The following is a 6,592-nucleotide window of genomic DNA, read 5'->3' on the forward strand; positions in this document are numbered from 1 at the left end:
CGGAGCGGCCGCCGGGGCCGCGCCCGCCGCGCCGATCACGGCGAGCCGTGCGCCGACCGCGGCCGTCTCGTCCTCGGCCACCAGGATCTCCAGCAGCGTGCCCGCCGCCGGGGAGGGGATCTCGGTGTCGACCTTGTCGGTGGAGATCTCGAGCAGCGGCTCGTCGACCGCCACGCTGTCGCCGACCTGCTTCAGCCAGCGCGTCACGGTGCCCTCGGCGACGGACTCGCCCAGCTCGGGCAGCGTCACGTCGACGCCCTGCGCGCCCCCGCCTCCGGCGGCAGGCGCCGCAGCGGCGGGGGCGGGGGCGGCCGGGGTCGCGGCGACGGCCGGACCCTCGGCGGCGGGCGCCGGGGCCTCGGCGAGCGGGGCGGCGGCGGGCTGAGCGGCAGCGAGCAGGGCGGCCGGAGCCGCCGCGCCCGAGCCGTCGTCGATGACGGCCAGCTCGGCGCCGACCTCCACCGTCTCGTCCTCGGCCACCTTGATGGAGGAGAGGATGCCGGACACGGGGGCCGGGATCTCGGTGTCGACCTTGTCGGTCGAGACCTCGAGCAGCGGCTCGTCGACCTCGACGCGCTCGCCCTCGGCCTTCAGCCAGCGGGTCACGGTGCCTTCGGACACGCTCTCGCCGAGCGCCGGCAGTGTTACGGAAACCGCCATGGTTTCAGTTGCTCCTAACGATCTGTGCGGACTGTGCGTGCCTGGTCAGTCGTGGGCGTGCAGCGGCTTGCCGGCGAGGGCCAGGTGCGCCTCGCCCATCGCCTCGTTCTGCGTGGGGTGGGCGTGGATGAGCTGCGCCACCTCGGCGGGCAGCGCCTCCCAGTTGTAGATCAGCTGCGCCTCGCCGACCTGCTCGCCCATCCGGTCACCGACCATGTGGACACCGACGACGGGGCCGTCCTTGACCTGGACGAGCTTGATCTCGCCGGCGGTCTTGAGGATCTTGCTCTTGCCGTTGCCCGCGAGGCTGTACTTCAGCGCGACGACCTTGTCGGCCCCGTAGACCTCCTTGGCCCTGGCCTCGGTGATGCCCACGGAGGCGACCTCGGGGTGGCAGTACGTCACCCGCGGCACGCCGTCGTAGTCGATGGGGACGGCCTTCAGCCCGGCGAGCCGCTCCGCGACGAGGATGCCCTCGGCGAAGCCGACGTGGGCGAGCTGCAGCGTCGGGACGAGGTCGCCGACCGCCGAGACCGTCGGCACGTTGGTGCGCATCTGCCCGTCGACCAGGACGAAGCCCCGGTCCATGGCGATGCCCTGCTCCTCGTATCCCAGGCCCTGCGAGACCGGGCCGCGGCCGATGGCGACCAGCAGCACCTCCGCCTCGAACTCCTTGCCGTCGGCCAGGGTGACCTTGACGCCGTTGTCCGTGTACTCGGCCTTGGAGAAGAAGGTGCCGAGGTTGAACTTGATGCCCCGCTTGCGGAAGGCGCGCTCCAGAAGCTTGGAGCTGTTCTCGTCCTCGACCGGGACGAGGTGCTTCATGCCCTCGATGACCGTGACCTCGGTGCCGAAGGACTTCCACGCGGAGGCGAACTCGACGCCGATGACGCCGCCGCCCAGCACGATCGCGGACTTGGGCACCCGGTCCAGGACCAGCGCCTGGTCGGAGGTGATGATCCGCTCGCCGTCGATCTCCAGACCCGGCAGCGAACGCGGCACCGAGCCGGTCGCCAGCAGGATGTGGCGCCCCTCGATCCGCTTGCCGTCGACATCGACGGAGGTGGGGGAGGAGAGCCTGCCCTCACCCGTGATGTACGTGATCTTGCGCGAGGCCACCAGGCCCTGCAGGCCCTTGTAGAGCCCGGAGATCACGTCGTCCTTGTACTTGTGCACCCCCGGCATGTCGACGCCCTCGAAGGTCGTCTTCACCCCGAACTGCTCCGCCTCGCGCGCCTGGTCGGCGATCTCACCGGCGTGCAGCAGGGCCTTCGTCGGGATGCAACCGCGGTGCAGGCAGGTGCCGCCCAGCTTGTCCTTCTCGATCAGGGCGACGTCAAGACCGAGCTGGGCCGCTCGCAGGGCGGCGGCGTAACCGCCGCTACCGCCTCCGAGTACCACCAGGTCGAAAACGGTGCCGGCGTCGTTCGCCACGTCACGTCCTCCATGCGTGTGCGCCGGGGCGCCCGGAACTCTCCGGCCGTCCGGCGACTGTTGTTCGTCGGCGTCCCCACCGGGCGCCGTACTGCCGCGTGTCCAGCGGGCTGCCCTGCCGAGGTCCCGCTGGGGGCCATCTTCGCACTTGTTCGCCCCCGACGGGACGCGGGGGCGCCCACAGGGCTCCGTAATCGGACAAAAAGACCAGGTCGCGGCATGGATACGGCCCCGGGCTTCCAAGCCCGGGGCCGTATCCACGCGTCGCCGCGTCGACTACGTCACGCGGCCCGCCCGCCTCAGAGCAGCTCGCCGTCCGCGGCCCGCTCCAGCACCGTCACCAGCGTGCGCACCGCGGCGCCCGTACCGCCCTTGGGGGTGTAGCCGTAGGGGCCGGAGGTGTTGAACGCGGGGCCGGCGATGTCCAGGTGGGCCCAGACGATGCCGTCGCCGACGAACTCCTCCAGGAAGAGGCCGGCCACCAGGCCGCCGCCCATCCGCTCGCCCATGTTGGCGAGGTCGGCGACGGGCGACTTCATGCCCTCCTTCAGCTCCACGGGCATCGGCATCGGCCAGGACTGCTCGCCCGTCTCGGTGGCGAGGTCGTGGATCGCGGTGCGGAAGTCGTCGTCGTTGGCCATCACGCCGAAGGTCCGGTTGCCCAGCGCCAGCACCATCGCGCCGGTCAGCGTCGCCACGTCGATGATCGCGTCCGGCTCGTCCTCCGAGGCGCGGGTGAGCGCGTCGGCCATGACCAGGCGGCCCTCGGCGTCGGTGTTGAGCACCTCCACCGTCTTGCCGCTGTACATGCGCAGCACGTCGCCGGGGCGCGTCGCCGTACCCGAGGGCATGTTCTCGGCGAGCGCCAGCCAGCCGGTGACCTTCGTCTTCAGCCCGAGCTGGGCGGCGGCGGCCACGGCGCAGAGCACGGCGGCGGCGCCGCTCATGTCGCACTTCATGGTCTCGTTGTGGCCGGCCGGCTTCAGGGAGATGCCGCCCGAGTCGTAGGTGATGCCCTTGCCGACCAGCGCGACGTGCGTCTTGGCGCCGCGCGGCGCGTAGGAGAGCTTCACCAGCCGCGGCGGGTTGTCCGAGCCCTGGCCGACGCCCATGATGCCGCCGTAGCCGCCCTTGAGGAGCGCCTTCTCGTCCAGCACCTCGACCTTGAAGCCGTGCTCCTTGCCGGCCTCGACGGCGGCGGCGGCGAAGTCCTCGGGGGTGAGGTCGTTGGACGGCGTGTTGACCAGGTCGCGGGCGCGGTTGACCTCGTCGGCCACCACGGCGGCCTCGGCGACGGCGTCCTTGACGGCCTTGTCGCGGGCCGCGGGGGAGAGGATGACGGCCTCGCCGAGGGGGCCCTTGGCGTCGTCGGCCTTCTCGCGGTACTCGTCGAAGGCGTACGCGCCCAGCACCAGGCCCTCCGCGACGGCGGCGGCCTGGACGGCGTCCGCGGCGGGGAGCGCGACGAGGGCCTTGGCCGTGCCGGAGAGCGCGCGGGCGGCGACGCCGGCGGCGCGGCGCAGGACCTCGGCGTCGTACTCCTCCCCCTCCTCGGCGACGGCACCCAGGCCGGTCGCCAGGACCACGTCCACCTTCAGGCCGTCGGGGGCCGGGAGCTTGGTGGTCTCGCCCTCGCCGCCGGCGGCGCCCAGCGTCTTCAGGACGGCGGCGAGCTTCCCGCCGAACGCCTTGTCGGCGGCTTCGGCGTCCGGGGTGAGGACGGGCCCCTCGGGGCCCTTGGCCACGCCTACGACGAGGGCGTCCGCACGCGCCGTCGCGGCGGAGGTGTTGCTGAGAGACAGAGCGGTCACGGCTGGCTCGTCCTCTTTCGTTTGCTCGTTCGGGTGGGGGTTCACGGGCACTCTACGCCGCGGGCGTTCGCGGCAAGTGGCGCGGTCCGCGCGCGACGACGTGGTGTTGGGGGCGGCGGACGGCCCGTCAGAGGCACGGCCCGTGCGAGTTGGACGGCTGTCTTCAGCCAACTGCCAGCAGGACCAGGCAGGTCGTGGCCGCCGTCTCCGCCAACGCGCCGAAGACGTCGCCCGTGGTGCCCCCCAGGCGGCGCACGCAGTGCCGCAGCAGCGCCTCGGCGGCGCCCAGGCCCGCGAGCATCGCCAGCGCGGTGCGCAGCGCCGCGCCGGGCCCCGCGAGCAGCCCGGCCGGCACCAGCAGGGCCAGCACCGCCAGACCGGCGCTCGCGCAGGCCCGGCCGCGCGGGACCGTACCGGCCACCGCCGCGCCCAGCCCCTCCGGGCGCGCGGGCGGCACGGCGGGGCGGCAGGCGAGCGGCAGCGTGCAGCGGCCGGCGACCAGGGCGGCGGTGAGGGCGAGGGCGGCGGCCGGCCAGCCGTTCTCGCGCTGCACCTCGCTCAGCGCGGCGATCTGCGCCAGCAGGACGAAGAGCAGGGCCAGTACGCCGAAGGGGCCGATGTCGGAGCGGCGCATCACCGCCAGGGCCTGCTCGGCCGGTTTGCCGCTGCCGAGCCCGTCGGCGGTGTCCGCCAGACCGTCCAGGTGCAGCCCCCGCGTCAGCACGGCCACGGACGCCACGGACGCGACGGCGGCCAGCAGGGGGCCCGTACCCAGGGAGAGCAGCCCGCCGGCCGCCGCCGCGACAAGCCCCAGCACCAGCCCCGTCAGCGGCGCCAGCAGCATCCCGGCGCGGGCGGCTTTGCGGTCCCAGCGCCGGACGGCCACCGGCAGCGCGGTCAGGGTGCCGAAGGCGAAACGCAGCCCGTCGTTCACGTGATGTCGTCCACCGCGGCGTCCAGCGCACCGCGCTGCGCCCGCTCGGGCAGCCGCGCCCACAGCTCGGCCGCCGCCTGTACCAGCGGCAGCGCCAGCAGCGCGCCGACGCCCCCGCCGGCCGTCACCCCGTGGTCCAGCAGCGGCTCGACGGCGATCCGGTCCAGCGCCTTGGCCTGCGCCGGCTCGCCGCTGCTGTGCCCCGCCACCCACCAGTCCGGGGCGCGGAACGCCGCCCGCTGGCCGACGAGCGCCGCCGCCGCGCCGACCACCCCGTCGATGATGACGGGCGTCCGGCGCACCGCCGCCTGCAGCAGGAAGCCGGTCATCGCCGCCAGGTCCGCGCCGCCGACGGTCCGCAGCAGCTCGATCTGGTCGCCCAGTACGGGCCGGGCGCGGCGCAGCGCGTCGCGGATCGCGGCGCACTTGCGCATCCACGCCAGGTCGTCGATGCCGGAGCCGCCCCGGCCGGTGACCACCGAGGCGTCCGTACCGCACAGCGCGGCGACGATCACGCCGGCCGGAGTCGTACCGCCCACGCTGAGGTCGCCCATCACCAGCAGGTCCGCCCCCGCGTCGACCTCCTCGTCGGCGATCGCCATCCCGGCGCGGAAGGCCCGCTCGGCCTCCTCGCGGGTGAGCGCGTCCTCGATGTCGATCCGGCCCGAACCCCGGCGCACCCGGTGGCGGACGACCTCCTCGGGCAGCTCGGCCAGGTCGCAGTCGAGCGCCATGTCGACCACCCGCAGCCCCGCCCCGCAGCGCCGGGCCAGCACCGCCGCCGGGCTCTCGCCGTCCAGCGCCGCCCGCGCCATCCGTACGGCGGTGGCGGGCTCGCCCGCGGAGACGCCGAGCGAGGCGATCCCGTGGTCCGCGGCGAAGAGCACCACGCGGGGCCGCTCCAGCGGCCGTACCGGCAGCGCGCCCTGCGCGGCGGCGAGCCACAGCCCCAGCTCGTCCAGCCGGCCCAGGGTCCCCGGCCGGGGCGAGCGCCCGGCCCGCCACTCCTCCGCGTCGCGGCGGACGCCGGAGTCCGGGCGGTCGATGTGCGTGATGAAGTCGTCGAGGTTCAGGGGCTCCATGTCGGCGCACATTAGCCCACGCCCGGCCCGCCCCCGCGACTGCCCGGCGGTGCGCGGGGCAGTCGCGGGGGCGGGCCGGGCGCTCACCCCTCGCGCAGCGGCACGACCTGCCCGGCGACCACCAGCAGCACCTGCTCGCACTCGCCCGCGACGGCCGCGTTCAAGCGCCCCAGCTCGTCGCGGAAGAGCCGCCCGGAGCGGGTGGCGGGCACCACCCCGGAGCCCACCTCGTTGCTGACCGCGACCACCGTGCGCCGGGTGGTGCGAAACGCCTCGACCAGCTCCGCCGTGCGCGGGCCCACCTCGCCCCCGTCCCAGGACCCGGCGGCGTCCATGGCGTCCGCCAGCCAGAGCGAGAGGCAGTCGACGAGCAGCGGCGGCCCGTCCGCCGCCAGCAGGGGTACGAGGTCGCAGCTCTCCGTCGTACGCCAGGACGGCGGCCGGCGTTCGCGGTGGTCCAGCACCCGGCGGGCCCACTCCGCGTCGCCGTCGCGGGCGCCGCCGGTGGCCACGTACTCCACCTCGGGGAAGGCGGACAGCCGCCGCTCGGCCTCCACGGACTTGCCCGCGGACGTGCCGCCCAGGACGAGGGTGCGCGGGGGCACGGCGGGTGGCTCGGCGTCGCCGGCACGCAGCGAGGCGCCGTCCGCCACCGCCCGCGCGCCCGCGGC

6 protein-coding genes are annotated in these 6,592 nt (G+C 74.8%); all 6 read right to left on the minus strand.

The window, feature by feature from the left end:
- On the minus strand, positions 1-660 hold a 660-nt coding region (locus ACFQLX_RS25495; protein ID WP_386418880.1), incomplete at its 3' end, for a biotin/lipoyl-containing protein.
- A gap of 45 nt (positions 661-705) precedes the next feature.
- Positions 706-2,094 (minus strand): dihydrolipoyl dehydrogenase, encoded by a 1,389-nt coding sequence (gene lpdA / locus ACFQLX_RS25500; RefSeq protein ID WP_386418882.1) that lies wholly within the window; start codon positions 2,092-2,094, stop codon positions 706-708.
- A gap of 299 nt (positions 2,095-2,393) precedes the next feature.
- The gene (locus tag ACFQLX_RS25505) at positions 2,394-3,905 is read right to left on the minus strand and encodes a leucyl aminopeptidase (RefSeq protein ID WP_386418884.1); all 1,512 of its coding nucleotides are present in this window, start codon (positions 3,903-3,905) and stop codon (positions 2,394-2,396) included.
- A 163-nt stretch (positions 3,906-4,068) separates the two neighbouring features.
- Positions 4,069-4,839, minus strand: a complete 771-nt coding sequence (locus tag ACFQLX_RS25510) for an adenosylcobinamide-GDP ribazoletransferase (protein ID WP_386418885.1) — start codon at positions 4,837-4,839, stop codon at positions 4,069-4,071.
- Positions 4,836-5,921 carry a nicotinate-nucleotide--dimethylbenzimidazole phosphoribosyltransferase gene (locus ACFQLX_RS25515; RefSeq protein ID WP_386418886.1) on the minus strand — a complete coding sequence of 362 codons (1,086 nt, stop codon included), beginning with the start codon at positions 5,919-5,921 and terminating at the stop codon, positions 4,836-4,838. Before ACFQLX_RS25515 ends, ACFQLX_RS25510 begins: the two co-directional genes overlap by 4 nt.
- An 83-nt stretch (positions 5,922-6,004) precedes the next feature.
- Positions 6,005-6,592 (minus strand): bifunctional adenosylcobinamide kinase/adenosylcobinamide-phosphate guanylyltransferase (locus tag ACFQLX_RS25520; RefSeq protein WP_386418887.1); only part of this gene is annotated, 588 nt, incomplete at its 5' end.

It is taken from the genome of Streptomyces polyrhachis, from assembly GCF_042663125.1.
Lineage (GTDB): Bacteria > Actinomycetota > Actinomycetes > Streptomycetales > Streptomycetaceae > Streptomyces > Streptomyces polyrhachii.

What these genes read in the sequence shown, in the direction of transcription:
- ACFQLX_RS25515 (WP_386418886.1), bottom strand. Translation starts at nt 5,921, where the DNA reads ATGGAGCCCCTGAACCTCGACGACTTCATCACGCACATCGACCGCCCG.